This is a genomic window from Pontibacter sp. FD36, from assembly GCF_015686655.1.
Lineage (GTDB): Bacteria > Bacteroidota > Bacteroidia > Cytophagales > Hymenobacteraceae > Pontibacter.
The window spans coordinates 448597-473800 of record NZ_JADPMP010000001.1 but is presented as its reverse complement, the minus strand read 5'-3'; the positions used below and the strand labels follow the sequence as shown (position 1 = coordinate 473800).

Here is a 25204-nt window from a genome sequence, read left to right as displayed (position 1 = left end):
GCTCATACACGGTTTATAGTCATGGTGCGCTCCTCGCCTTCAGCGGCGGGCTGCAGCTTTACCAACAGGTAATGCTCCGGCAACAGGTTTGGGATCATGGAGGGCCACTCGATCAGGCAGGTACGACCAGAGTCGAAATACTCCAGTGCTCCGATGCCAAGCGCCTCACGCTCCTCATTAATCCTATAAAAGTCAAAATGGTAGATTAGGTTCCCTTTGGACGTTTCATACTCGTTTACAAGGGCAAAAGTGGGGCTACTCACGTTCTCTTTCACGCCCATCTGGCGGCAGAGCTCTTTTATCAATGTAGTTTTCCCGGCTCCCATCGGGCCTTCAAACAAAATAATCGGCTCATCACGGGCCTCCTCCAAAAGCACAGAAGCCGCCGCCGGCAGGTCAGCCAACGACGACATCTTCAGTCTTTTCTTCTCAACTCCTGTGTTATACATTCTTAGGCGTCAGTGTCACAAACGGTATAATGCACTCCTCCAGCGACACGCCCCCATGCTGGAAGGTGTCTTTGTAGTAGTTCACGTAGTAATTATAGTTGTTTGGGTAGGCGAAGAAGTAGTCTTCGATCGCGAATACAAACGTAGTGGAAACGTTGGCCTTTGGCAAGAAAAATCGCTCCGGCTTGCGCACCGTGAATACATCTTTGTCGGTGTAACCGAGGTTCTTACCATGCTTGTACCGCAGGTTGGTGTTCGTTTGGCGGTCACCGATGATCTTGAACGGGCGCTTCACCCGGATCGTGCCGTGGTCGGTTGTGATAACCAGACGGGCTTTACGATCGGCGATCAGCTTCAGCATCTCAAACAGTGGCGAGTGGATGAACCACGAACGCGTGATAGAGCGGTAAGCCGACTCGTCCGGTGCCAGTTCGCGTACCATGTTACTGTCCGTACGGGCATGCGAGAGCATATCCACGAAGTTGTACACGATTACGTTCAGTTTGTTGTTGTCCAGGTTGTTAAACTTACCGTTCAGGTCCTTGCCGGCAGCTGGGTTGGTGATCTTATGGTAACTGTGCTTGTCCGTGATGCGGTTTTGCTGCAGCTGAATTTCCAGGAAGTCCTGCTCGTGCAGGTTTTTGCCTTCTTCTTCGTCATCACTTACCCACAGATTCGGGTATTTTTTGATGATCTCGGTCGGCATCATACCAGAGAAGATCGCATTACGGGCGTAGGCTGTGGTGGTAGGCAAGATGGAATAGAACATCTCCTCCGTGTCCACAGTGAAGTATTCAGAAATAAGCGGCTCCAGCACCTTCCACTGATCATAGCGCAGGTTGTCGATCAGTACAAAGTACACTGGCTTGTCCGACTCCTTCATCATCGGAATTACCCGTTCCCTGAACAACTGGTGCGACATCAGCGGCGCATCATCCGATTCCTTGTTGATCCAGTCCTCGTAATTGTCCATGATGAACTTGGCGAAATTGGAGTTGGCCTCGTCCTTCTGCATGTTGATCACGTCAGCCATGCTTTTGTTCTCGGTCTCATCGATCTCGAGCTCCCAGTATACCAGCTTTTTGTAGATGTCAGCCCACTCTCCCGGGCTCAGCCGCTCACCAAAGGCCATACCTAACTGACGGAAGTCGCGCTGGTAGCTCATGTTGGTTTTTTCGGATACCAGACGCTTGTTCTCCAGCGTCTTTTTCACAGAAAGCAGAATCTGACTTGGATTGAGCGGTTTGATCAGGTAATCGGATATCTTGGAACCAATAGCCTCCTCCATGATGTGCTCCTCTTCACTCTTGGTGATCATGATCACGGGCATAGCCGGACGGATGGTTTTTATCTCATTCAGAGCCTCCAATCCGCTGATGCCAGGCATGTTTTCGTCGAGAAATACCACGTCAAAGGCCTGCTCCTGCACCTTCTCGATGGCGTCGGCCCCACTGTTTACCGGGGTAATGTCGTAGCCTCTCTCTTCGAGGAAAAGAATGTGTGGCTTGAGTAGGTCGATTTCGTCATCGGCCCATAAAATCGTATATCTTTGCATAGTTTTATTTGTTGCGCGCTGTTTTAAATGGCTTCATTGTTAATTGATTACTCTACCTCAACGCAAACATTACCTTGCAGATTGCGGTTACTTGTACGGGCTAATTTGGTTCGTAGCAGAGCAAACAGTTAACGATTAGCAATTTAACAATTAAAAACCTCGGTTTTTGTGAATAAGAAAAAAATATTAAACGACCCTGTATACGGCTTTATCACGGTGCCGTCTGAATTGTTGTTCGACATCATCGATCACCCCTACTTTCAGCGTCTGCGCCGAATCAAGCAACTGGGACTAACCGAGATGGTATATCCGGGTGCTCTGCATACCCGCTTTCACCACGCCCTGGGGGCCATGCACCTCATGAACCTGGCCCTGAACACGCTGCGCGGCAAGAACAATGAAATATCAGACGCCGAGTTTGAGGCCTCGCTCATCGCCATCCTGCTGCACGACGTGGGCCACGGGCCTTTCTCGCATGCGCTGGAAACGGCTATTTTCCAGGAAGTGCACCACGAGCACCTCTCGCTGCACATCATGCACCTGCTCAACGAAGAGTTCGGAGGCAGATTAAGCCTTGCCATCAAAATCTTCACAGACACTTACGAACGTCGCTTCTTCCACCAACTGGTTTCGAGCCAGTTGGACGTAGACCGCCTCGATTACCTGAACCGCGATAGCTTCTATACAGGTGTATACGAAGGAAAGATCGGTGCCGACCGTCTGATTAAGATGTTGGACGTAGCTAACGACAAATTGGTGGTGGAAGAGAAAGCCATTTACAGCATCGAGAACTTTCTGGTGAGCCGCCGCCTGATGTACTGGCAGGTATACCTGCACAAAACCGTGATCAGTGCCGAGCACATGGTATTGCGTACCGTGCAGCGTGCCCGCGAGCTGATTCAGCAAGGTATAGACGTACCGGCCAGCCCTTGCCTCAAGTTCTTCCTCTCCTCCAATCTCACTATGGAGGATTTCCAGAGAGATAATTCTATTTTAGAGCGCTTTGTTTCGCTGGACGACCATGACGTATGGAGCGGCATTAAAGAATGGGCAATGCACCCTGACCCTGTTATCTCCTATCTTTCCAAAAGCATTTTGAATCGCAAGCTGTTCAAGGTATACATCTCCACCAAGCCAATTGATGAAGAGATGATGCTGGGTATAAGCGAACTGGTGCAGGAGCGCTTTCAGGTACACCTCGAGGACGTGAAGTACCTGATGATCTCGGGCCGCATCAGCAACAGTGCTTATATGGCTGAAGGCCAATCGATTGATGTACTTACCAAAACCGGCTATGTGGTGAACGTAGCCGATGCTTCGGATTTGCCTAATATACAGGCATTGAGTAATAAAGTGGAAAAATACTTCGTGTGTTACCCTAAAGAGGTAGCCGCCTTATAAACCGACTATAGGATTTGCACGGGATTTGCTTGACCTGTCCATAATCTGCTGCAGAATGTGGCGGTGCAGCGTAAAGTTTTTATTAAGTTTGCGCCCCCAATGGGTAGCACATTTTATTTTTTGCTCTAATTTTACAAGATGGAATTCACTATTCAACAGATTGCGGACCTTTTGAAGGGAGAAGTTGAAGGAGACAGTACAGTAAAGGTCAGCACATTAGCCAAAATTGAAGAAGCCCAGACTGGAGCGCTTGCTTTTTTGTCTAATCTAAAATATGAACCATATCTTTATACAACCGGAGCAAGCGCGGTGATCGTGTCGGACAAACTGGAGCTTAAAAAGCCCGTTTCCGCTTCTCTTATTCGTGTATCCGACCCTTACTCCAGTTTTTCAACCCTATTAGCCTATTACCAGCAGGCCGTGCTCGCCTCTAAGGTGGGTGTAGAGGAGCCTTGCTTTATCGGCAGCGGCAGCGAGATAGGCGAAGGCCATTACCGTGGCGCTTTCTCTTATATCGGCAACAACTGTAAGATTGGCCAGAATGTGCGCATTTATCCACAGGTATACATCGGCGACAATGTAACCATTGGTGACAATACCACCCTTTTCGCAGGAGTGAAACTATACGCCAACACAGTGGTAGGTGCTAATTGCACCCTGCATGCCGGTGTGGTGCTGGGCAGTGACGGCTTCGGCTTTGCCCCTCAGCCTGACGGCACTTACAAAAATGTGCCGCAGATCGGCAATGTAGTGTTAGAGGATGACGTGAACATCGGCGCCAATACTACCATCGACTGCGCTACCATGGGTTCTACCATCGTCCGTAAAGGCACTAAAATAGACAACCTCGTGCAGGTGGCACATAACGTAGAAATAGGGAAAAACACAGTAATTGCCTCACAGACAGGTATATCTGGCTCTACCAAAGTCGGTAACAACTGTGTGATTGCCGGTCAGGTGGGCATCGTAGGCCATATCAGCATAGCTGACAAAACCACCATCGGTGCACAGTCAGGCGTGTCTAAGTCTGTGAAAGAGTCAGGCACCATCATACAGGGCTCCCCTGCCTTCGACTACAAGCAAAACCTCAAAGCCATCACCGTTTTCCGCAAATTGCCGGAATTACAGCGCGTATTAGACGAATTGAAAGAGAAGAATTAAGGTTTTATGCCTCTGCTGCCCTGTGCTATCAATTAAAATTGGCAGGCAGTATATAAAATCTTAAGTTTGCAGTCGCAATGCTCCCTCCGCTGTAAGCCCGCTCATACTCTGTGCGCTACAGCAGCGAAAGTATCGCAATAAGTTAACAACGAAACATTAAATGAATTATAAACAGCACACTATCAAGGCTCCGGTAACTGTATCGGGCATTGGATTGCATACGGGCGTTGTATCGAATATGACCTTTAAGCCCGCCCCTGCAAACCATGGCTACAAATTTCAGCGCATTGACCTCGAGGGTCAGCCGACTGTGAACGTAGACGTGGACAATGTGGTGGACCTTTCACGTGGCACTACCATCGAGCAAAATGGCGCCCGTGTGAACACAGTGGAGCATACGCTGGCAGCGCTGGTAGGCCTGCAGATTGACAATGTGCTGATAGAACTTGATGGCCCGGAACCTCCGATCATGGACGGTTCTTCTATTGAATTCGTAAAGGCGCTTCTTTCAGTGGGTGTTCAGGAGCAGAATGCCCTGCGCAACTACTTCGAGATAACTGAAGGGGTTAGCTACAAAGACGACAGCCGTGGTGTAGAGATCGCCGCCCTGCCGCTTGACGATTACCGCCTGACCGTGATGGTGGACTATAATTCGCCTGTACTGGGCAGCCAGCACGCCTCTATTACGGACATGAGCCAGTTTGAAGAAGAGATTGCGCCTTGCCGCACCTTCTGTTTCCTACATGAACTGGAGGCGCTTTATAAGCAAAACCTCATCAAAGGGGGGGATCTGGACAATGCCATCGTGATCGTGGATCGCGTGGTAGAAGACGGTGAACTGTCGTACCTGGCTGACTTGCTGGGCAAGAAAAAAGTAACTGTAGAAGAGGAGGGTATTCTGAACAATACAGAACTCCGCTACAAAAACGAGATGGCCCGCCACAAGCTGTTGGACCTGATGGGTGACCTTGCCCTGATCGGTCGTCCAATAAAAGGACAGATTCTGGCTGCTAGACCGGGACATGCCGCCAACATTGCTTTTGCGCGCCGTGTAAAGAAACTGATACAGGAAGCTTCTATCAAGACCGTACCAACTTACGACCCAAAGAAGCCACCGGTGATGGATATCAACCAAATCTCGGCCACTTTGCCGCACCGTTACCCTTTCCTGCTTATTGATAAGATCATCCACTTAGACGAAACCACGGTGACGGGCGTTAAGAACGTGACCATGAACGAGCCATTCTTCCAGGGCCACTTCCCCGGCAACCCCGTGCTGCCAGGTGTGATCCAGATCGAGGCAATGGCCCAGACAGGCGGCATCCTGGTGCTGAACACCGTGGAGAATCCGGAAGACTACTGGACTTATTTCCTGGGTATAGATCGTTGCCGCTTTAAGCGCAAGGTAATTCCGGGCGATACCATAATATTTAAATGTGAATTGCTTGCCCCTGTAAAGCGGGGTATTGCCAAGATGTCTGGTCAGGCCTTCGTGGGCGGCCAACTGGTAATGGAGGCAGAGATGTCGGCAAGTATAGTAAAGAAAGACGCATGAATCAGCCGTTAGCATACATCCACCCAGAGGCTAAAATTGCCCAGAATGTGGTCGTAGAGCCTTTTTCCACTATTTACAAAAATGTAGAGATTGGAGAAGGCACTTGGATCGGTCCCAATGTGACCATCATGGAAGGCGCCCGCATTGGCAAGAATTGCAAAATATACCCTGGCGCCGTTATTTCTTCGGTGCCCCAGGACCTGAAGTTCGCCGGCGAAGACACCATTGCCATCATCGGTGACAACACGGTTATCAGAGAGTGCGTGACGGTGAGCCGTGGCACCATCGATAAGATGAAGACCGTGATTGGCAGCAACTGCCTGATCATGTCCTACGCGCACATTGCGCACGACTGCATCGTGGGTAACAATTGCATTGTGGTGAACGCCGTACAGATGGCTGGTCACGTGGAGATGGGCGATTACGCTATCATCGGTGGTTCGAGCGCTGTGCACCAGTTCGTAAAGATCGGAGCGCATGCCATGGTTTCGGGCGGTTCACTGGTTCGCAAAGACGTGCCTCCTTTTGTAAAGGCAGCGCGTGAGCCGCTAACCTATGCCGGTATCAACTCTATCGGCCTGCGCCGCAGAGGCTTTAACAGCGAACAGATCAACGAGGTACAGCAAATCTACCGCATCCTGTTCATGAGCGGCAACAATACCACAGAGGCCCTGGACAAGATTGAACTGGAGATGGCCCCTAGCCGTGAACGCGACGAAATCATTAATTTTGTTCGTAATTCCGGTCGCGGTATTATTAAGAGTTATTTCTCTAAAGATGCAAATTAACCTAAGCAACTTAGGTAAACGCTACAATTACGAGTGGATTTTCCGGAACCTGACCTATACCTTGGAGTCAGGCACCTCTTATGCCATACTAGGGCATAACGGGTCCGGGAAATCCACTCTTCTTACTGTTATAGCCGGTCACAACCTGCACTCCGAAGGCGAGATCACCTACCTGCTGGATGGCAAGGCAGTAGCCCCAGACAAAGCTTATCGTGAGCTCTCACTTACAGCACCCTACCTGGAGCTGGTGGAGGAGTTGACGCTCCTCGAAATGATTGCCTTCCATACCCGCTTTAAGCCGCTGCGCAATAACCTTTCGCACGAAGAACTGGTAGAGCGTATGGGTCTGCAGAAATCACGCAACAAGTATGTGAAGGACTTCTCATCAGGTATGAAGCAGCGCCTGAAACTGGGGCTGGCCATCTACTCTGACACTAAACTGCTCGTGCTCGATGAGCCTACCACTAACCTCGACCAGGAAGGAGTGAGTTGGTACCAGGAGCATGTGGCAGCGAACAAGGAAGGAAGGCTGATCATCGTGGGCTCCAACATTGTACACGAGTACAGTTTCTGCGACCAGCACCTTTATATAACAGACTATCATGCCCCAGCCAGGCAACCGAAACCAGCGAGGCAGTAGTAGCGCTGAAGGTATAGGTATCGCCGAGCTGGTAAATAGTGCAAGGTTTTTCGGGTAGCTCTACCAATTTACAGTTAAGCTCCCTAAATTTGTAAGACATAATACTTAGCCAGATACCATGGGAAGAGCATTTGAATTTAGAAAAGCCCGTAAGTTCAAGCGTTGGGACAAGATGTCGAAGGCCTTTACACGCCTCGGCAAAGAGATCGTAATGGCAGTGAAGGAAGCTGGTCCTAACCCGGAAACCAACTCCCGCCTGCGCACGGCCATCAATAACGCCAAAGGTGTGAACATGCCGAAAGACCGCGTAGAAGCGGCCATCAAGCGTGCCTCATCCAAAGAAGAAAAAGATTACGAAGAAGTAGTATACGAGGGCTACGGTCCGCATGGTATCGCCATCCTGGTAGAGACCGCAACTGATAACCTCAACCGTACCATCGCCAACATGCGTGTATACTTCTCGCGTGCAGGTGGTGCTGTGGGCAAAACAGGTTCCCTGGACTTTATCTTCACGCGCAAAGGTATTTTTAAGATTGCCGCTGAGGGCCTTGATATTGAGGAACTGGAGCTGGAGTTGATCGATGCCGGTGCAGAAGACATCTACGAGCACGAAGGTGAGATCATTGTGGAAACTGCTTTCACAGACTTCGGAGCGATGCAAAAAGCACTGGAAGAGAAAGGTTTGAACGTGATCAGTGCCGAACTGCAGCGCGTACCGAACACCCGCATGGAACTGACAGACGAGCAAGCCGAGGAGATCGAAAACCTGGTGGAGAAGATTGAAGAGGATGACGACGTGCAGGCGGTTTACCACAACATGGCATAACCCCTCACTGCGCTTTAAAGTATAGTGGAAGGCTGTCTGTCGTTGTATAGACAGCCTTTCTTTTTGTGATACTGCTACCTGCCTATGCTATTATACATACTATTCGCACTTGGTTTCGTGTTTTTGATTAAAGGGGCTGACATGCTGGTGTCAGGTGCGTCATCTGTAGCCAAGCGCTTTAATATTTCGGACATGGTTGTCGGCTTGACGATTGTTTCGTTCGGCACCTCTCTTCCGGAGCTGATCATCAACATCATGTCGAGTATGCAGGGGCAGTCAGAGCTGGCGATAGGCAACGTGTTTGGTAGTAATGTGGCCAATCTGCTATTGATCATCGGGGTTACGGCCATCATTTGTCCGCTGCCCATTCAGCGCAATACCATCCTCACCGAAATCCCTTTTTCCCTCATTGCCACTTTACTGGTAGGATTTCTGGCCAATGCGGTGCTGTTCGGAGACAAGACTTCCCTCTTCATCAGCAGAGTCGATGGCGGCATCCTGCTTTTCTTCTTTGTGCTCTTTATGGCTTACATCTACAACATTGCCAAAACCAACAAGGATGAGGTGATTGAGGAAGACGATGAGCCGATGATGAGTATACCAAAGTCGGTGCTGTACATGGTGCTTGGTGGCGTGGGTTTATTCTTAGGAGGTAAGTGGGTAGTGGACGGCGCCGTATCCATTGCACAGTCATTTGGCCTGAGCGAATCCTTTATTGGCTTAACTATTGTGGCGATAGGTACCTCTCTCCCGGAACTTGTTACTTCTGCCATGGCCGCATTCCGCAGAAACATCGACATCGCGATTGGCAACGTGATCGGTTCCAACATCTTCAACCTGCTCTGGATATTAGGTATAAGCGCCGTGATCAATCCCCTCCCCTTTAATGTAGTAAGTAACTCCGATATCATGGTGATGATCTTCGCCAGTACGCTGCTGGTGGTGGTTATCCCTATTGGCAAAAAGAACACGATCGACCGGTGGAACGGTATTTTCTTTTTGGCTATCTACGTTGCCTACATTGTGTTTTTGATACAGAGGGGATAAGGGAGTTAAAGAGTTTGAGAAGTAAGAGTTATAAAGTTTATCCTCCTTTATACTCACTCCTGGCGAAAAATCAGACCTATCTTAGCTAACAGCAAAGGCCCGCTTTAATGACGGGCCTTTGCTGTTTATACGACACGAATTGGGAAGCTCTTCACACTTTCTCTGTAACTCCCAAACTTTCTAACTCTTACTTCTCAAACTCTTAGTAATTCCAAGGGTATAGCTCTGGCTCTCTGGCGCCACGGGTTTTCATATGGAGCGGGTGCACACCCTCCGTCTCGTCGAAGTAAAGGAAAGCATCGTAGCGATCAGGTATAAGAGTAGGTACATAGTTACCGAGATGTTCTACTTTAGGGTCATAGACCACGCCAATGGCACGGTGCGGGATGCGGCATTGCAGTTCCGGCACTTCTTTTAGATCCTTCGAAAAAATGATCTTATCATCGGTGCTCATCTCGTGCAGCATGTGTTCCCAGCTTCCCTCCTTGGCAGCCGGCACATCCATTTTTTGCAAAGGCGCTCCCCAAGATCGGCTGGCAATCACGTTACCTTGGTATGTTCCGAAGCCCACTAATTTCACCTGATCACGGCCATACCTTTCGCGGGCCAGCTGCCCGATGTTAAACATGCCGTCATCCGCCATATCGGTGTATTGGGCATCGCCGATGTGCGTGTTATGCTCCCAAACGATGGCTTTGGCATTTGGCCCATGAAATTCCAGCAAACGGTCCAGCGTCTCCATCATGTGTGAGTCACGCACGTTCCAGGAGCCAACTCCTCCCCGGATCATGGCACGGTAGTACTTTTCGGCATTCACCGCCACCAGCGCATTTTGAGTAGTATTGAACTCGTGCTCCGGATCGTCCGGGTATACGACACGCTTTGCTACTTGCTCCAGCATTTGAATCACTTCATTCTCGCAGTCGGTCGGCACAAAGGCTGTAGCTTGGGCATAAGTTTGCGGATCGCGGTGGAAGGGTTCGAAGCATTGTACGGCGACTCGTGCAGCCTCTGCGGCTTTACCATCGTGCCGCTCCATATATTTAAGCACCTGATCCAGGGACTCCCATAAACTGTACACATCCAGCCCATAGAAACCTATTTTATGTTGTGCATTGCGGATGTGGTTGAAGTCACGGACCCACTCGACCAATGCGGCCACTTCCCAGTTCGCCCACATCCAGGTAGGCCAGCGTCGGTATACGCCCAGCACATCGGCTATCTTGCGGCCCGAGTTCTGATAGCCCTTCACAAAGCGGTTCACGGTATAGCACTCCGGCCAATCACCTTCCACGGCTATGAAAGTAAAGCCCTTGTCTTCGATGAGCCGCTTTGAAATAGCCGTACGCCAGGTATAGTATTCAGAAGTGCCGTGCGATGCCTCTCCCAGCATCACTACCCTGGCGTCACCAATTTCTTCTATAAGCTCGTCAAGGTCCTTCTCTTTCGTGATTGGGCTGTATTTGAAGTGTTTGTTTTCCATACCTGTCAGGGGGATTATGCGCGTATCTAACTCACTCTTAAAATTTTGTGTATTGTACTTTCAATCCGGTTTTAATGTTTTGCAAAAAAGAAAGCCCGCCGTACCAAATGATACAACGGGCTTTCTGAAGCGGTATAACAGGTATAGCTTAGGACTGATTTTCTTTGGCAAACACCCTACGCAGCAACTCCGTTGTGCGGGCGATCGGATTCTCGCGAATATTCGCCTCTTCCTGTGCAATTAGCAGGAACAAACCATCCATGGCTTTCTGGGTGGCATACTCATCCAGGTTCGGGTTTACTTTCTGCACCAGCGGAATTTGATTGTACTGGGTCACCAGGTCAGTATAGTAACGTGTTGCATTGGTCTTCTCCAGTGATTGCTGGATGACCGGCATAAAGGCATTTTGCAGCTGCGTAGAGGTAGTACGCTTCAGGTACTGCGTGGCGGCATCTTTGTCGCCTTTCAAAATGCCCCAGGCATCGGCAATAGACATTTGCTTGATTGCGTTCACAAAGATAGGCACAGCACTTTTTGCTGCGTCTTCAGCTCCACGGTTCAGCGTCATCACGAAGCGATCCACTTCTTTGCCTAGACCTACCTGACGAAGCGTGTTCTCAACCTTTTGCACATCCGGAGGGAAAGGTATACGGATCAGGGAGTTCTTATAAAAACCGTCCGTCTGCGAGGCTTGGTTCGAGCCTTTGGTAATGCCCACTTCCAGCGCCTGTTTCAGGCCGGAAGCTACTTCGTTCTGGGTAACAGCACCACCACCGGTTCCGGCCATTACGCCATCTACGGTACGCTGAATGTCGGCCACCGTACAGGCTGAGGCACCCAGGGTGAGGGCTACGAGTGAGGTGTAGAGTAATTTTTTCATGGATTGTGCTTTTTGTTTGTCAGGCTATACCTGCGCATCGGCTAAAATTACGGAAAATAATGCTTGTCCTGCGCCAAATCGCCCGAACATCTTTAACTTGAATGAGTTTTACTTGGCAACGCACAAATCAGACCAAAATTAATTTTATGAAAGCGGTATATGCAGAAATCATTACGGTAGGCGACGAGATCCTGTACGGGCAGATAGTGGACACCAACTCTGCGTGGATGGGGACGGAGCTCACCAAAATAGGTGTACGGGTGAAGCAGATCACCTCAATTTCGGACGAAGCAAGCCACATTGTGCAGGCACTGGATTATGCCCGCAGTCGCGCTGACATCATCCTGATTACCGGCGGCCTTGGTCCTACCAAAGACGATCTTACCAAAAACGTGTTGGCTGACTACTTTCATACCGAGCTCCAGCTAGACGAGCAATCGCTGGCTGACGTAACCGAATTATTCAAGAGCCGCGGCTATGAACTGACGGAGCTGAACCGGCAACAGGCTTTTCTGCCGGCCTCCTGCACCCCGGTACGCAACGTGCTGGGCACCGCGCCGGGCATGTGGTTTGAGGATGCGGGCAAAGTGTTTGTGTCGATGCCCGGCGTACCGTTTGAGATGAAGCGCATGATGGAGGACACGGTGCTGCCACAACTCAAGGCCTACTTCAAAACCCCACATATCATCCATAAGGTCATCCAGACGGTAGGTATACCGGAGTCGATGCTCGCGGAGAAGCTGGAAGACTGGGAAACGAGCCTGCCTGCGCACATCCGGCTGGCCTACCTGCCCCACCTCGGCGGCGTGCGCCTGCGCCTGACTGGTACCAGCGACCATGCCGAACAGCTGGAAACAGAACTGAAAACCGAAGTTGGCAAACTATCGACTCTCGTACCGAAACACATTTTTGCCTATGGCGAAGTGCCTTTGGAAGAAGCTTTAGGCGCTTTGCTAAAAGAACGGGGCCTGACCATCGCCGCAGCCGAAAGCTGCACAGGTGGTTATCTGGCGCACCGCATCACGAGTGTGCCGGGCAGCTCGGCTTATTTTATGGGTGGTGTAGTGGCCTACGACAACAGCGTGAAAATGCAGCTATTGGGCGTGAAGTCCGAAACCCTGCAACAGCATGGCGCTGTGAGCGAAGCCACGGTGCTGGAGATGGCCCAAAACGTGCGCGAGAAGCTAAATACCGACATTGGAGTGGCCACCAGTGGTATCGCCGGGCCCGACGGCGGCACAGCCGAAAAGCCCGTCGGCACGATCTGGATTGCCTATGCCGACCAGCACGGCAGCCGCGCAAAACTTTTACAATACAACAAAAACCGTCAGCTCAATATTGAGTATACTGCCTTGGCTGTGCTCAACCTCGTACGCCAAAGTTTGAATATAGCGGTTGAGGAATAGGCTAAAATCATTAACTTTGTTTGCAAATTCGGGTCGCCAGGTATAGCGTGGCTTTGCTGTTCTGTGTCTTTCGGCCCAAAAAACTGTCCCTTAATAGAACAACGAATAAATAAAATATGGCACTTGTAGAAATGGTTATGCCCAAAATGGGCGAGAGTATCATGGAAGGTACCGTTCTGAAATGGCTCAAAAACGTGGGTGACTCCATCGAGCAAGACGAATCGGTGCTGGAAGTAGCTACAGACAAAGTGGACACGGAAGTACCTGCCATCCAGGGCGGCGTACTGAAGGAGATACTGGTACAGGAAGGTGACGTGGTAGCCGTAGGCGCCCCGATTGCCATCATCTCTACCAATGGCGAAGACACTGCCGCTCCCGCTGCTCCGGCCGCTACTGAAGTACCAGCTGCTGCACCAGCCGCTCAGGCAAATGCGCAGCCTGCAGCCGCTTCTTCAGACGCTGCTGTAGCCAAACTCGACCAGCCAGCTTCTGGCCGTTTCTACTCTCCGCTTGTGCTCAACATTGCCCGCGAAGAAGGCATCTCAATGCAGGAACTGGAGTACGTTCCAGGTACCGGCAAAGAAGGTCGTGTGTCGAAGAAAGACATTCTAACTTATGTAGAGAGCCGCAAAAATGCACCGCAGCAAGCTGCCGCTCCACAAGCCCAGCCACAGGCGCAAGCTCCTGCCGCAGTACCGCAACAACAGGCCGCTCCAGCTGCTCAGCCACAGGCCCAAGCTGCACCAGCCGCTTCTAAGCCAGCTGCTTCTTACAGTGGTAATGTCGAGATCATCGAGATGGACCGCATGCGCAAGATGATCGCTGACCGCATGGTAGACAGCAAGCGCGTATCGCCGCACGTGACTTCGTTTGTAGAAGCCGACGTGACCAACATCGTGAACTGGCGTAACAAGTGGAAGAACGAGTACAAAAAGCGTGAAGGTGAAAACCTTACCTTTACCCCGATCTTCATCGACGCGATTGCCAAAGCGATCAAAGACTTCCCGATGATCAATGTGTCTGTGGACGGTGGCAATATCATCCGTCACAAAGATATCAATATAGGTATGGCGGTGGCCCTGCCAAGCGGCAACCTGATCGTGCCGAACATCAAGAACGCCGACCAACTTAACCTGAACGGTTTGACTAAGAAGGTGAACGACCTGGCTAACCGCGGCCGTATGAACAAACTGACTCCGGACGATCTGTCTGGCGGTACTTATACCGTGTCGAACGTGGGTTCATTTGGCAACGTGATGGGCACACCTATCATCATGCAGCCGCAAGTGGCGATCATGGCCGTGGGCGCTATCAAGAAGAAGCCTGCGGTAATCGAGACAACAGAAGGCGACCTGATCGGTATTCGTCACTTTATGTTCCTGTCGCACTCTTACGACCACCGTGTAGTGGACGGCTCACTAGGTGGCATGTTCGTGCGCCGTGTAGCTGATTACCTCGAGAACTTCGACGTAAACCAGACGATCTAATTTTTGACAAAGGAGTTTTTCAACGAAAGACTTCAGGTATAAACAGAAAGCCTGCCTTAATAAATTGGGGCAGGCTTTTTTGTAGGTATAGCATTCCATATACCTTTTTACTAATATTGATACATCTGTTTTATTTCGCTTCCGTTTATGTGGAAGTATAACCCAACACCAAAACTATGAGAGTTGCCATTGCCTGGATTTTAGCCGCTATTTTCTTGTTCGCAGCCATGTACTTTTACTGGCAGAAAAATGACGCTGAAAGCCGTCTGCGTATTGCTGACAACAAACTGGCTGAAACCGGCCAACAACTGGAGCAGGAAGAAGCTGAAACCGATTCGCTGGAAGACATGATGCTACCGCCTGACACCATGAGTGTAGTACCTCCTAGCGGTGTGGAATTTGTAGACGAAATGGGTAGCCTGAGCGAAAGCGACATACAGAAACTCCGTAAAAAAGGCCTCCGCAACCCCGAAGTGGAGCTGATGAATGACCTGAGCCGCAAGCAGGGCCAGCTTATACCTAAAGAGGGCGTAGTGGGCGGTACGATGACAATTCGCGACAGCCGTATCCTGAACGACCGCTACGCCATGGCCTATTATGAAGACGGCCACATCGGCGGTTATATGATATTGCGTTATGAAGTGAACAATGGCAACATCACCTGGAAAGTGGTGGATAGCTCCAGTTTGTAGCCTTCTGCACGATATTTGAGTATAGGAAAACAGGTATAAACCCAAAGCACTATGACGCCACTTTCTTTCCTGTTTCCTGTACTCTTCGCCTTCCTCTTCAGCCAGGACAACAATTTGCAATTGGGTCAGGACCTTAGCAAAGACGCCAGGATACTTGCCAACACTTCTGTTTTCATCAGCGATAACGCTACACTTAGCCCCTCCATGCGGACTATCGAAAGCGATCTGGAGCTGTTCTATGTCATGGCCAGCATCAACCTATCGCAAAGCAAGTACAGCGCGAGACAACAAGGTAAGCACCATATACAGACGTGGCGTTTCAACGAAGGTAATATCAAGGCCATACACCAGATCGAAACCACTATGGCACTTGACACAGTCGTAACACAACGCTATCTGGAAGACAGGGCCCCCACCCAGCAGCGTATTCAGAACAATTTCAAGTTCCGCACTTACGCCGTTTCCACTACAGATGCGCTGATCAAACTATATTACCTCACCGAGTACGAACAAGGGTTGCTAGAGTATAAGATCGACGACCGCCACGTGGAACTCATGTATTCAAGGAAAAAGCAGGGCTTGAGTGATCTGATGCCGAAAATAAAAGACGAGTTGGATCGTTTTGTGGTGGATCTAAGTAAGGAATAAAAACAACAGCGGCCGTTCCCTCACGAGAACGGCCGCTGCCATTAGTAAAGCTTATACCTTAAAGAGATGCCAAGCTCTGCTCAATCGCATGAATCTTCGCTTCGGCATCCGCCTGTTTCTTGCGCTCGTTGGCAATCACTGCTTCTGGAGCACCGCTTACGAAACGCTCGTTACTCAGCTTTTTCACCACTGAGTTTAGGAAGCCTTTGGTATACTCTAGCTCCTTCTGCAGACGATCCCGCTCTGCTTCCACGTCAATATTGCCTTCCATCGGGATGAAGAACTCGTCACCGGCCTCTACGAAGCTGATAGCGCCTTCCACATTCTCCTGTACTAGCGAGATCTCGTTGATGTTCGCCAGCTTGCGGATAATGCTGATGAAGTCCTCGTAGCCGTCCTGGTTCATCACCTTGATAGCCAGATCAAGCGACTTATTCGGTGATATATTTTTCGAGTTACGGATATTACGGATCGCGGCTACAACTTTAAGCACGCTCTCCATTTTCTCATTTAGCTGCTTATCAAACTTGTCTTGCTTTGGCCAAGCCGCCACGATCAGGAAGTCCTTGTCCTTACGCTCTTTTAGGTCCTGCCAGATCTCTTCTGTAATGAACGGCATGAATGGATGGAGCACTTTCAGCACCTTCTCCAGGTATACGATCGTTGTATCCAGTGTCTGTTTGTCGATCGGCTGCTGGTAAGCAGACTTGATCATCTCAAGATAGCTTGAGCAGAAGTCGTCCCAAACCAGTTTGTAGACTGCCAGCAAAGCATCCGAAATACGGAACTTCGTGAAGTGATCTTCGATCTGCACGAAAGCCTCGTTGAAGCGGGAGTCGAACCACTGCATAGCCGTTTCATTCGGGCATGGCAGGTTTTCGTCCACTTCCCAACCTTTGATCAGGCGGAAAGCATTCCATATCTTGTTGCTGAAGTTACGGCCCTGCTCTACCAGTTTCTCGTCGAATAGCAAGTCGTTACCAGCCGGTGAGCTGAACAACATACCGGCACGCACACCGTCGGCGCCATACTGATCGATCAGGTCGAGCGGATCCGGTGAGTTACCCAGCTGCTTCGACATTTTACGTCCTTGCGTATCGCGCACGATACCAGTCAGGTATACGTTACGGAACGGTGACTCATTGCGGAACTCAAAACCGGCCATGATCATACGCGCCACCCAGAAGAACAGAATCTCAGGAGCCGTCACAAGGTCATTAGTCGGATAATAGTACAGAATATCCTTATTATCTGGATCTTTGAAACCATCGAATACCGAAATAGGCCACAACCAGGAAGAGAACCACGTATCCAGCACGTCTTCGTCCTGTCGCAGGTCGCTCAACTGCATGTTATCATTGCCGCTCTGCTTGCGGGCCAAGTTCAATGCCTCTTCAGCGCTGGTAGCCACCACAAACGAACCGTCCGGCAAGTAGTAAGCAGGTATCTGCTGCCCCCACCACAGCTGGCGCGATATACACCAGTCGTGCACGTTTTCCATCCAGGAGCGGTACATGTTCTTGAACTTCGGTGGGTGCAGACGGATCTCATCGTTCATCACGGCTTCGAGTGCCGGCTTCGCCATTTTATCCATTTTGCACCACCACTGCATCGACAAGCGCGGCTCGATTACAGCACCGGTTCGCTCTGAAGTCTGCAGTACGCTCGCATATTCCTCTATCTTCACCAGCAAACCAGCTTCTTGCAGGTCTTTCACGATGTTACGACGAGCCGCAAAGCGGTCCTGTCCCACGTATAGCTGCGCCTTTTCATTCAAGGTGCCATCATCGTTCAGAATGTCGATGGTCGGCAATTGGTGTTTCTGGCCCAGTTCGTAGTCGTTCAGGTCGTGCGCCGGTGTTACTTTCAGAGCACCAGTACCAAAATCAATCGACACATACTCATCCAGAATCACCGGAATTTCTTTGCCCAGTAACGGAATACGCACTGATTTCCCGTGCAGGTGGGTATAACGCTCGTCAGTCGGATTTACCGCCACGGCTACGTCGGCCATGATCGTCTCCGGACGTGAGGTCGCTACAGTGATATAAGTCGGCTCTGCCGCACCTACTACTTCGTAGTTCAGGTGATACATTTTGGCCATGGTGTCTTTTGGCACCACCTCTTCGTCTGAAAGAGCCGTCTTGCCCTGCGGATCCCAGTTTACCATACGTACGCCGCGGTAAATCTGGCCTTTGCGGTACAGATCCACAAATACCTCGATCACGGCAGCGCTCATGTCGTCTTCCATCGTGAAGCGGGTACGGTCCCAATCGCAGGAAGCACCCAGTTTCTTCAGCTGCTCCAGAATGATACCGCCGTATTTCTCTTTCCACTCCCAGGCATGCTCCAGGAACTCCTCGCGGGTCAGGTCTGCTTTGTTGATGCCTTTTTCTTTCAGCATAGCCACCACCTTCGCCTCCGTGGCGATGGAAGCGTGGTCGGTGCCCGGCACCCAGCAAGCCTCTTTGCCCTTCATGCGCGCACGACGAATCAGCACATCCTGAATCGTGTTGTTGAGCATATGGCCCATGTGCAGCACGCCAGTCACGTTTGGTGGCGGAATGACGATGGTATAAGGTTCCTTTTTCGGGTTAGGCGTAGAACGGAAGAAGCCACGCTGCATCCAACTGCTGTACCACTTCTCTTCTACTTCTCTGGGGTTATATTTCGTTGAAATCGACATCTTAGACTAGTTTTTTCTGCTTTTTGCGCTAATTGGCAAAATTAGGGATTTTGATTTAATTGTTGGTTGCTAATTATAGATTGTTATGCAGTAAGCTTTAAGATTGTTGTTCAGACACAAATCAGGTATAGCGTTTTGCCAAAGGCTTGTTATGCTCTTCATTTCCTGCATCGGCTGTTTATCTTACGCACCTCTAAGTTTCACATTCAAACAAACTAAATATCACCACTTTATACCTATATATTCGTTAGATTGAGTAAAATTCGCTGGTCTCAAGTAATCTGCATGCTCATGATCCGAAAAACAGTATTCCTACTGCTTATCCTCACCGGCATTATACCTTTCGCCTGCTGCCCTGAGAATCCATCCGGACCTTATCAGCTAAAGCTATACCATATAACTCCTCACAAAAGTGGCTACATGCACAAAGGTATGCAGCCCAACCCTTCCTACCTGATCTCCAACGAAGTCTATGTGGGCGACACCCTGCTTCTCGAACTTACATTTACTGCATTGCAGGCGAAACGAAGGAGTGCTTTTACGCCTTATTCTGCTTCTTATGCCTGGAGTTGCGATAATGAGCCAAACTTCACATCTCTAAAAGATAAAGTGGCAGAAGTGGAAGTATACAGCGACAAAATTTTTAATACTATAGCAGCAGGTAAACCTCTGACGGAAAAGGTGCTGGTTTATCATTACTTAGGAAACCAGATCTTGACACTTGAGCAGGCCATTAGCAACATCAATACGCTTAACTATTACGATGATATGCAAATGGGATTAGGTACTCTTATGCTTCCGGAAAAGCCCGCTAGCCCCGATGAACGGACATTTACCGTGCGCATTCGCTACAAAAGCGGGCGAGAAGAATCCATGACTACCTATCCAATTACGTGGTGATCTTCCTTACGCGACTCGGATATCATACCTTGTTAGCAAACCTACTAGCCCATCCTGCGAAAACTTGGCTTTCTTGATGGAGTTCAGTTCAGGGTCGATGGTGTAGTTATAGGCAGTGCTAAAATCAGCTTCGTTGAGCTGCGTTCTTTCAAAAATAGCTCCCGCCAGATCGGTATTGTCAAACTTGGCCTTCGTGAGGTTCGCCTGCTCAAACACAGCATTTTTAAGTGAAGAGTTGATAAAGTGCGTCTTCGGTATTTTGCGCCTCAGAAAAGAGGTATAGTCCATCAGGCAGTTTTCAAACCCCACCGTAAACAGAAACTCTTCGCATTCGCTGAAGTTTATACCTGTGAGCTTGCACTCTTTGAACGTCACGTTGTTCAGCGTTGAGTTGTTCAGTTTCAGCATGGCCAGGTTACAGCCTATAAACTGGCAGTAAGTAAAACGATTGTTGGAGAAATCACTGTTCGAAAAATCGCAGTTTTTGAACACGCAGTCCTCAAACTCACGCCCTTTGATGGTTTTGCCTGGGTAAGTGATCTTTTCGAATGTTTTATCCTGATGCAGTTGCTCTTCCATAGGTATAGCTTGTTAAGTAAAATAAAAAAAACCTGCCGTGAAAGACAGGTTTTTTGTGCTGTTGGTGTTGTCTATACCTAGCTGGCTTGGTGCAACCAGTCTTTCTTTGCCAATAGCTCTTCTTCTGTCTCGCGGTAGTCTGGGTCGTCGACGCAGCAGTCAACCGGGCAGACAGCGGCGCACTGAGGCTCTTCGTGGAAGCCCATGCACTCGGTACACTTATCTGACACAATGTAATAGAACTCGTCCGAAATAGGAGGCTGTGCCGCATCGCCGGGGATGATCTCACCACCGTCGATCTCTACTTCTTTGAGCTCCGTGCCACCGCCCCAGGTCCACTCCGCACCGCCTTCGTATATGGCAGTATTCGGACATTCTGGTTCGCAGGCGCCACAGTTTATACATTCATCAGTGATCATTATCGCCATAATCGTATCTCCTGTATATTTTTAGTACTTTTGTATCGCTTTATTTATCGAACAAAATTAGGAACATTAAGTATCCGTATCAAATAAATTTTAACACAGCGGTTTGCCATGACATTAGAAAACAGAATCGAAGCTTTCGTGAAGTTAGGGAAACAACTGCAGGACATGACGCCTGATGAGCGCAAAGCCCTGTCTTTTGTTGCACAAGCTAAAAACCCTTGGTTCGACGAGGCCAGCGTTTCTGCCGCTCTTCAGGGTGTTATTACCCTGCTCAATGAGCAATACCTCCGTGAATGGCTTTACCCTTACCACCTCAAACAGGTTACACCCAAAAAGGTTGGCGTCGTGATGGCCGGCAATATTCCGATGGTCGGTTTCCACGATTTTATGTCGGTACTCCTAAGCGGACACTTCCTGCTGGCCAAGCTGAGCTCTGATGACGATGTACTGATGCGCCGTCTCTCAAGCATGCTGGTAGGTATAGAACCTGCTTTTGCTAACCAGTTTGAATTCGTAGATATGCTCAAAGAGGCCGATGCCATTATCGCAACCGGCTCTGACAATACGGCTCGCTACTTCGAGTACTACTTTGCCAAGCGTCCGCACATCATCCGTAAGAACCGCACCAGCATCGGTGTGCTGACTGGCCACGAAGAGGAAGAAGACCTCCGTGCCCTGGGCAACGACATTTTTCAGTACTATGGTTTGGGCTGCCGCAACGTCTCCAAGGTATATGTACCCGAGGGCTATACCTTCGACAAGCTGTATGAGGCTAACGAGCACCACAAAACCATTCTGGACCACCACAAATACCAGAACAACTACGACTACAACAAGTCGATCCTACTCGTAAACCGGGTCCATCATTTCGACAATGGCTTCTTATTGGTGCAGCCAAGCGAGCAACTGGTATCTCCTATTTCGGTGCTCTTCTACGAAACCTTCACCTCCCTGCCTGACCTGCGCCACAAACTAGCCGCGGTAAAAGAGAAGACACAGTGCGTCGTTTCCGCGCATGGCTGGCTCGAGGGTTCTATACCTTTCGGCGATGCCCAGTGCCCAATGCCTTGGGACTATGCTGATGGCGTGGATACGATGGCGTTTTTGCAGAAGTTATAGGTATAGCATTAGGCTCTTAAAATCGGCTTCTTCCTAGAACCAAAATAATAGTGTGGCATGTTTTCTGGTTATACACCTGCCAACACTAAATTTTGATAACTATGAAGAGGATCGAGAAGAGAGCCAGTCTGATTGAAAAGGAGCGCATTCCAATGCTCCACTTCGGCCAGGAGGATGTGCTGAAGGACCCCACTGCCCGCAGTATACGCAACTACGAGGCTAACCGCGCCACCATTCTGGGTAACGCCTACCGCAACAAAGCAATTATCACCTTCTGCACGAAGGATGGCGATGTGAAGAAAGTGGAAACCACCGTTTGGTGCTATGACGATAAGTTTGTGCTGCTGAAATCGGGAACGTTTCTGCCGCTAAAATCCATCCTTAAGATTGAGAACAGCTAATGGCGTATCCACTTACTCACCTGACTTATTGCTATACCTGTAAACGAAATCCATTAAAAGCGTAACAGCCCGCACACGAAGATAAGACTCCGCTGCGGGCTGTTTTGTTTATATCGCTATACCTAGCTGGGCTATATCCTATCCAGCACCTTGACAATCAGGCTATCGATCACCTCTTCGGCATTGGTAGCGAACTCCTGTGAAATGCGGTTAGCCACGATAGCATTGAGTGAGAGCATTTCGTGACCCAACAGACGGCCCATGGCGTAGTAGCCGGCTGTCTCCATTTCAAAGTTGGTGATACGGAAGTCGCATACCTTGAAATCCTGGTAGACCTTCAGCAGGTCAGGGTTGCGCAGTCCACCACGTAACACACGTCCCTGTGGCGCATAGAAACCTGGACAGGTTAGCGTATTTCCCGGAATCATATCGAACGCAATCTTCTCGATCAGACTCTTGGAGCCATTCACACAGTATGGGCGGAAACCCACACCTAATTGCTCCTGCAGCGCTTTGGTAATGCTTTGCTCATTTTCGTCCTGCTCCAGTGGGTAGAACTCCATCAGTGAGTCCAGTCCAATGCCATGGTGCGAGGCAAGATGGCTGCCCAGCGGAATATCAGACTGCAAAGAACCGGAAGTGCCGATGCGAACGATCTTCAACGATATTTTCTCCTCATTCGGCTCACGTGACTGAAAATCGATGTTCACCAGCGCGTCCAGCTCGTTCATCAGAATATCGATGTTGTCGGTACCCATACCTGTTGAGATGACCGTAATGCGCTTCCCTTTGTAGTAGCCGGTATGCGTCACGAACTCACGCTTGGTGATCTGCACCTCAATCTCATCGAAATACTTACTTACCATCGCCACACGATCTGGATCTCCAACCGTAATAATGGTATCTGAGATATGCTCCGGCTGCAGGTTTAGGTGGTAGATCGTACCGTTCTTATTGATGATCAGTTCTGATTCTGGAATTGCCATAGGTTTTGATTTTAGCGTAGTAAATACTGCTTCTGGACGAAAGACTATTTGCCAATGGACAAAAGATGGGAAAACCACTAATCAGCGATTTCACTAAAGTCCTTTGTCTTTTGATCAAGCTATGCTTTGTCAAGTAATTAAATAGGGGAATTATAAACAAAGAAAAGCGTGGCTGTAGGGCGCACGCTTTTCTGAGCTTTAGAGAATACTTACTTAGATACGATAGAAGTCTTACGACGGTTGAATCCTTTTAGTGGATTGTAGCCATTCAGGTTCTTCTGGTAATAGCCTGTGCCGTCGTATGGACGTTTCTCAGGGTGCTCCTTGCACTCCGTTGAGCAGGCTCCTTCCAGTTCCCAGCCACACTTCTCACAGATCGGCACATGCAGGTTGCACACCGGGTTGGCGCAGTTCACCATGCGGTCTTCCACAGTGCCACATACATGGCATTTGGAGATCACCGTAGGGTTTACAGAGTTCACATCCACCGCTACACGGTTGTCGAATACATAGCACTTGCCCTCGAAATCTTCGCCACCAGCCTCTTTGCCGTACTTGATAATACCGCCATGCAACTGGTATACGTCTTCAAAGCCCTGTTCGAGTAAAAAGGCACTGGCTTTTTCACACTTAATGCCGCCAGTGCAGTAGGTCAGGATTTTTTTGCCTTTCAGCTCTTCTTTCAGGGCGTCGATCTTCTCCGGAAACTCACGAAAGTTTTCAATATCCAAGGTCACGGCATTTTTGAAGCGGCCTACGCTGTACTCATAATCTGAGCGCATGTCCATCACCACCACATCGTCGCGGTCTTTCATTTCCTTGAACTCCTTCGGCTCCAGGTGTATACCAGTGCGCACGTTCGGGTCGATGTGTAGCAGGCCAGAGTGCACGATCTCCGCTTTGGTGCGTACATGCAGTTTTGCAAAGGCATGCTTGTCTGATTCGTCAACCTTGAAGTCAACTTTAACGAAACGAGGATCGGCTTTCACGATCTCCATGTACTTGTCGCAGTCTTCTTTCAGACCCGACACGGTGCCGTTCAGGCCTTCCTTAGAGATGATGATACGGCCGAGCAGATTCAGCTCCAGGCAAAGTAAATGGTGCTCCTCCCGGAACGCCTCAGGATCTGCTATCGGTGTGTAGCAGTAGTACAGTAGTATGCTGTATGGCTTGTTCATAACTGCTTAGTTTCAGCTAAGTGTTAAAATTTGATTATTAATTATTTGCCCCTGCGGGGCTATTGTTAAATTGTTAGTCCAGAGTTCTGAGGATTAATTTGGAGGGCCACTAAATGCAAGCTGACAAGATTAATTTCTGGAAATTCAGAAACCAATCACTCCCCCACTCAATCACACATTCAAAAAGCCAAAGGTACAACCTGCTGCTATACCTAAAAATGACCTATGTCAGTTTTGAAACAGCAGATACAGGCAGAAAAGTTTATTTCACCGGAGCGGCTGGGTTGCCGAACACAGTAGCTTTGGCAGGTACGTTGGCTACCACGACAGAGCCTGCACCTACGCGGGCGTTCTTGCCGATCTTCACGCCTGAGACGATCACAGCGCCTGTACCGATAAAGGCACCATCTTCTACTATCACTTCGGAATTGATCACTGCACCTGCGCCGATCTGCACGTTATCACCAATCTCGGCTTTGGTATCAACCAGCGCACGGGATTCGATCACGTTATAGTTACCAATCTTCGCATTGTTATTCACGATGGCACCCGCCCCGATCATGTTGCCGTGGCCCAACCAGGCAAATTCTGATACCGCGCTGAACTTATGAATCGCATTGACAGGCACTACTTTGTACTCGTCTTTCAGCATCTTGATGAGACCTTTGCGGGCGGCAGAATCCTCTACGGCTACAAACACGTCGCATTTTTTGCCGATCAGTTTCAGGAATTCACTGTCCTCCGTGCTGCTCATTACCGACACGTTGTTCAGTTCCTGCTGCTGCAGGTCCTTGCTGTCGTCGAGGAAGCAATACACAACTACATTGTTGCTGTTGAATATATCGAGAGCTGCTGTACCCAATTTTTGGGCACCAAGTATAATTACAGGATTTTGCATAGCCTATTTCA

The 25204-nt window shown here is 49.5% G+C and carries 24 protein-coding genes; 14 read left to right on the top strand and 10 right to left on the bottom strand.

The genetic code is table 11. The features are described from left to right. Positions 1 to 2: 2 nt before the first annotated feature. Positions 3 to 449 (bottom strand): tRNA (adenosine(37)-N6)-threonylcarbamoyltransferase complex ATPase subunit type 1 TsaE, encoded by a 447-nt coding sequence (gene tsaE, locus I0P70_RS02130; protein ID WP_230391935.1) that lies wholly within the window; start codon positions 447 to 449, stop codon positions 3 to 5. Next, positions 442 to 2004 carry a PglZ domain-containing protein gene (locus I0P70_RS02125; RefSeq protein WP_196114542.1) on the bottom strand — a complete coding sequence of 521 codons (1563 nt, stop codon included), beginning with the start codon at positions 2002 to 2004 and terminating at the stop codon, positions 442 to 444. Before I0P70_RS02125 ends, tsaE begins: the two co-directional genes overlap by 8 nt. Positions 2005 to 2172: 168 nt before the next feature. Between I0P70_RS02125 and I0P70_RS02120 the strand changes: the two genes are divergently transcribed. The 7 genes from I0P70_RS02120 to I0P70_RS02090 all read left to right on the top strand — a co-directional run bounded on the left by I0P70_RS02120 (position 2173) and on the right by I0P70_RS02090 (position 9422). Beyond that, a complete protein-coding gene (locus I0P70_RS02120) occupies positions 2173 to 3405 on the top strand; it encodes an HD domain-containing protein (protein WP_196114541.1) in 1233 nt (410 codons plus the stop codon). A 138-nt stretch (positions 3406 to 3543) separates the two neighbouring features. Next, positions 3544 to 4566, top strand: a complete 1023-nt coding sequence (lpxD, locus tag I0P70_RS02115; RefSeq protein WP_196114540.1) for a UDP-3-O-(3-hydroxymyristoyl)glucosamine N-acyltransferase — start codon at positions 3544 to 3546, stop codon at positions 4564 to 4566. A 160-nt stretch (positions 4567 to 4726) separates the two neighbouring features. After that, positions 4727 to 6121 (top strand): bifunctional UDP-3-O-[3-hydroxymyristoyl] N-acetylglucosamine deacetylase/3-hydroxyacyl-ACP dehydratase, encoded by a 1395-nt coding sequence (locus tag I0P70_RS02110; RefSeq protein ID WP_196114539.1) that lies wholly within the window; start codon positions 4727 to 4729, stop codon positions 6119 to 6121. Beyond that, complete coding sequence (gene lpxA / locus I0P70_RS02105) at positions 6118 to 6909, top strand: acyl-ACP--UDP-N-acetylglucosamine O-acyltransferase (protein WP_076420337.1); 792 nt, start codon at positions 6118 to 6120, stop codon at positions 6907 to 6909. The genes I0P70_RS02110 and lpxA overlap by 4 nt, the downstream gene beginning before the upstream one ends. Further along, entirely contained in the window at positions 6899 to 7549 is a 651-nt protein-coding gene (locus I0P70_RS02100) for an ATP-binding cassette domain-containing protein (protein WP_007655897.1), read from the top strand. The genes lpxA and I0P70_RS02100 overlap by 11 nt, the downstream gene beginning before the upstream one ends. Positions 7550 to 7667: 118 nt before the next feature. After that, positions 7668 to 8375: a YebC/PmpR family DNA-binding transcriptional regulator gene (locus I0P70_RS02095; protein ID WP_007655898.1), complete on the top strand. Its 708-nt coding sequence runs from the start codon at positions 7668 to 7670 to the stop codon at positions 8373 to 8375. An 84-nt stretch (positions 8376 to 8459) separates the two neighbouring features. Beyond that, positions 8460 to 9422: a calcium/sodium antiporter gene (locus I0P70_RS02090; RefSeq protein ID WP_040574074.1), complete on the top strand. Its 963-nt coding sequence runs from the start codon at positions 8460 to 8462 to the stop codon at positions 9420 to 9422. Between the two features lie 202 nt (positions 9423 to 9624). On the opposite strand, the gene I0P70_RS02085 is transcribed toward I0P70_RS02090, so the two are convergent. Next, entirely contained in the window at positions 9625 to 10905 is a 1281-nt protein-coding gene (locus I0P70_RS02085) for an erythromycin esterase family protein (RefSeq protein WP_196114538.1), read from the bottom strand. Positions 10906 to 11053: 148 nt separating this feature from the next. After that, on the bottom strand, positions 11054 to 11785 hold the full coding sequence (locus I0P70_RS02080; RefSeq protein ID WP_196114537.1) for a DUF4197 domain-containing protein: 732 nt from the start codon (positions 11783 to 11785) through the stop codon (positions 11054 to 11056). Positions 11786 to 11931: 146 nt separating this feature from the next. On the opposite strand from I0P70_RS02080, the gene I0P70_RS02075 reads away from it, so the two are divergent. The 4 genes from I0P70_RS02075 (at position 11932) to I0P70_RS02060 (ending at position 16018) form a co-directional block, all read left to right on the top strand. Continuing rightward, positions 11932 to 13191 (top strand): competence/damage-inducible protein A, encoded by a 1260-nt coding sequence (locus I0P70_RS02075; protein WP_196114536.1) that lies wholly within the window; start codon positions 11932 to 11934, stop codon positions 13189 to 13191. A 116-nt stretch (positions 13192 to 13307) separates the two neighbouring features. Next, complete coding sequence (locus tag I0P70_RS02070; protein WP_196114535.1) at positions 13308 to 14678, top strand: dihydrolipoamide acetyltransferase family protein; 1371 nt, start codon at positions 13308 to 13310, stop codon at positions 14676 to 14678. A 176-nt stretch (positions 14679 to 14854) separates the two neighbouring features. Next, positions 14855 to 15370, top strand: a complete 516-nt coding sequence (locus I0P70_RS02065; protein ID WP_196114534.1) for a hypothetical protein — start codon at positions 14855 to 14857, stop codon at positions 15368 to 15370. Between the two features lie 51 nt (positions 15371 to 15421). Then, entirely contained in the window at positions 15422 to 16018 is a 597-nt protein-coding gene (locus I0P70_RS02060; protein WP_196114533.1) for a hypothetical protein, read from the top strand. A 58-nt stretch (positions 16019 to 16076) separates the two neighbouring features. On the opposite strand, the gene I0P70_RS02055 is transcribed toward I0P70_RS02060, so the two are convergent. Continuing rightward, complete coding sequence (locus tag I0P70_RS02055; protein ID WP_196114532.1) at positions 16077 to 18704, bottom strand: valine--tRNA ligase; 2628 nt, start codon at positions 18702 to 18704, stop codon at positions 16077 to 16079. Positions 18705 to 18995: 291 nt separating this feature from the next. On the opposite strand from I0P70_RS02055, the gene I0P70_RS02050 reads away from it, so the two are divergent. Further along, positions 18996 to 19604 carry a hypothetical protein gene (locus I0P70_RS02050; protein WP_196114531.1) on the top strand — a complete coding sequence of 203 codons (609 nt, stop codon included), beginning with the start codon at positions 18996 to 18998 and terminating at the stop codon, positions 19602 to 19604. 6 nt (positions 19605 to 19610) lie between these two features. Here I0P70_RS02050 and I0P70_RS02045 read toward each other — a convergent pair whose 3' ends face one another. Then, positions 19611 to 20183: a pentapeptide repeat-containing protein gene (locus I0P70_RS02045; protein ID WP_196114530.1), complete on the bottom strand. Its 573-nt coding sequence runs from the start codon at positions 20181 to 20183 to the stop codon at positions 19611 to 19613. A 77-nt stretch (positions 20184 to 20260) separates the two neighbouring features. Continuing rightward, on the bottom strand, positions 20261 to 20611 hold the full coding sequence (locus I0P70_RS02040) for a 4Fe-4S dicluster domain-containing protein (protein ID WP_007652581.1): 351 nt from the start codon (positions 20609 to 20611) through the stop codon (positions 20261 to 20263). A gap of 108 nt (positions 20612 to 20719) precedes the next feature. Here I0P70_RS02040 and I0P70_RS02035 point away from each other — a divergent pair, with 108 nt between their 5' ends. Continuing rightward, entirely contained in the window at positions 20720 to 21730 is a 1011-nt protein-coding gene (locus I0P70_RS02035; RefSeq protein ID WP_196114529.1) for an acyl-CoA reductase, read from the top strand. Between the two features lie 101 nt (positions 21731 to 21831). Then, a complete protein-coding gene (locus I0P70_RS02030; protein WP_196114528.1) occupies positions 21832 to 22131 on the top strand; it encodes a hypothetical protein in 300 nt (99 codons plus the stop codon). Between the two features lie 131 nt (positions 22132 to 22262). Here the strand turns inward: I0P70_RS02030 and I0P70_RS02025 are convergent, their stop codons facing one another. The 3 genes from I0P70_RS02025 to I0P70_RS02015 form a co-directional block, all read right to left on the bottom strand. Continuing rightward, complete coding sequence (locus I0P70_RS02025; protein ID WP_196114527.1) at positions 22263 to 23117, bottom strand: nucleoside phosphorylase; 855 nt, start codon at positions 23115 to 23117, stop codon at positions 22263 to 22265. A gap of 209 nt (positions 23118 to 23326) precedes the next feature. Next, positions 23327 to 24295 (bottom strand): rhodanese-related sulfurtransferase, encoded by a 969-nt coding sequence (locus I0P70_RS02020; RefSeq protein WP_196114526.1) that lies wholly within the window; start codon positions 24293 to 24295, stop codon positions 23327 to 23329. Positions 24296 to 24557: 262 nt separating this feature from the next. After that, positions 24558 to 25193: a NeuD/PglB/VioB family sugar acetyltransferase gene (locus tag I0P70_RS02015; protein WP_196114525.1), complete on the bottom strand. Its 636-nt coding sequence runs from the start codon at positions 25191 to 25193 to the stop codon at positions 24558 to 24560. Between the last annotated feature and the right edge of the window lie 11 nt (positions 25194 to 25204).